The organism is Terrisporobacter muris (assembly GCF_024621905.1).
GTDB lineage: Bacteria > Bacillota > Clostridia > Peptostreptococcales > Peptostreptococcaceae > Terrisporobacter > Terrisporobacter muris.
Genome location: NZ_JANKBY010000481.1, coordinates 1 through 2,043, shown reverse-complemented (window position 1 = coordinate 2,043; position 2,043 = coordinate 1). Strand labels below are relative to the sequence as shown.

The window sequence follows — 2,043 nt, the reverse complement described above, 5'->3', positions numbered from 1 at the left end:
CATACTTAATTATATATTCTTTTGTTTCATCATATCCATTATCTAAATCTATATATAAATTTATATCTGATTTAGATAATTTTATATTAGTATCATCCAATTGAACCTCTACATTTATACTATCAGGTATATTCAAGTCAGATATCTTTATTTCCTGTGTATTATTTCTAAGTTCTATATCAGAATTACTATATACTAATCTTTGAATTAAACTTTCCTTATCCTTTGGTTTAACTACTGAAGTGGTTTCATCTGTAGTTACACCTTCTGGAATAATTAAATTTACTTTTTTAGATACACCTATAGAAGTTGAGTCTATTTTTTGAGTATTAATATAATTAATTTTATCTAATACTTCATTTTTACCTTTTATAGTTATTACTTGTGGTGTCACTTCATATGCCTTTATATCTGCATTTTCATCTTTTAACTGTATATTTATAGGAACTTGCTTTTCTGCTAAAAAAGTAACCTCAGCATTCATAGTTTTCACATCTAAATTAACTCCATTAACTTCTTTTCCTTCTATATCTACAGGTATTAATTTTACCCTTTGAGTTAATTTATCCTTATCCTTACTATCTACATGTACAGTAGCCTTTATGTAGTCTACTTGTTCTATTAAAACCCTTGGTCCTGATATATTTACTGAACTTTGTTGCAATGTTACAGTGTCCACATCATCCTTATAATCTCCAATTATTTCGGGACTAATATTTCTTTCTTGATGCATAAGCTTTTCTAATTTAACAACTATAAAATCTGATTTAAATTCATATGATACTTGTTTTGTTGTATTAACTTTTAAATAAAGATAATTTTTTCCTTCTATTGGATTGTTTATAGATCCATATATATGTATATCATCTTCGCTTAATTTTTGTAAATCAGATAGTTTCCCTGTTATATAAATATCAGCCACTAATTCTGATTCTGGATATACCACTAAGTCATCATCTTGTAGCTCTTCTGTATTTGTTACAGTAACAGGTATATTTTCAAAAAGTTTTGTATCTTCGGGATCCACTATCGCCATGACATACATCCACAATACCATAGCACTAAGTAGAGATATTAGTTTTATCCTGGTATTTCTTTTTAAATTATTTTTCATTTAAATATCCCACCTTTAAAGAAACTTTTATCTTCTGTTGTTGTTTTATTTAAATTTTTCTTTAAAATATTTGCCATTCTTTCTTTTGCAATATCCCTATATAATTTTCCTGACTTAGCTATAGAAACTTCTCCTGTTTCTTCAGATACTATTAAAGTAATACAATCAGAAACTTCACTTATTCCTACACCAGCCCTATGCCTAGTTCCTAAGTCCTTTGTCAAATCTTTACTTTGGCTTAAAGGTAAGAAACACGCTGCTGCTTTTACTTTGTTATCTCTAATTACCACTGCACCATCATGTAGAGGTGTATTTGGAATAAATATATTTATTAATAATTGTCTTGAAACATCACCATCAATTATAGTTCCAGTCCCTATTATATCTGATATTTTTGTTTCTCTTTCTAATATAATAAGAGCTCCTATTTTTTGTCTTGATAAAGAATATAATGTTTCTACAATTTCATCTATTGTTTTATCTAATTTTTTGCTTTCAGCATTTTCTCCACTCTTCCCAAGTAAATTGAAATTTGCTCTTCCTAAATGTTCAAAGCCTGCTCTAAGTTCAGGTTGGAATATTATACAAACAGCTATAACACCAACATTAAGTGCATTTACTAGTATCCAGTAAAGTGTATGTAATTTAAATACAGAGCTTAGCTGAGTAGCTAATAGTAAAACTACTATTCCTTTAAAAACTTGTTCCGCTCTCGTATCTTTTATAAACATAAAAATTTTATAGAATATGTAAGCTACAATTAATATATCTACAATATCATATATACTCATTCTTAATATTATATCAATAAAACCATTTAAAAAAGAATTTATATCGGACATATTTTATCCTCCTGTTCAATAGTTTCTTAACCTTTTACACTATGTATTATACTATAATAATACAACTATATACAAACTATCTTCTTT

Annotated in this window: 2 protein-coding genes; both read right to left on the bottom strand. The window is 27.1% G+C overall.

What is annotated here, in order from left to right; genetic code table 11:
* The coding region (locus NSA58_RS19540) for a CdaR family protein (protein WP_257560882.1) at positions 1–1,114 on the bottom strand (1,114 nt) is incomplete at its 3' end.
* Positions 1,111–1,956, bottom strand: coding sequence for a diadenylate cyclase CdaA (gene cdaA / locus NSA58_RS19535; RefSeq protein WP_039681422.1), 846 nt, complete (start codon positions 1,954–1,956; stop codon positions 1,111–1,113). The genes cdaA and NSA58_RS19540, both read right to left, overlap by 4 nt.
* Positions 1,957–2,043 lie beyond the last annotated feature (87 nt).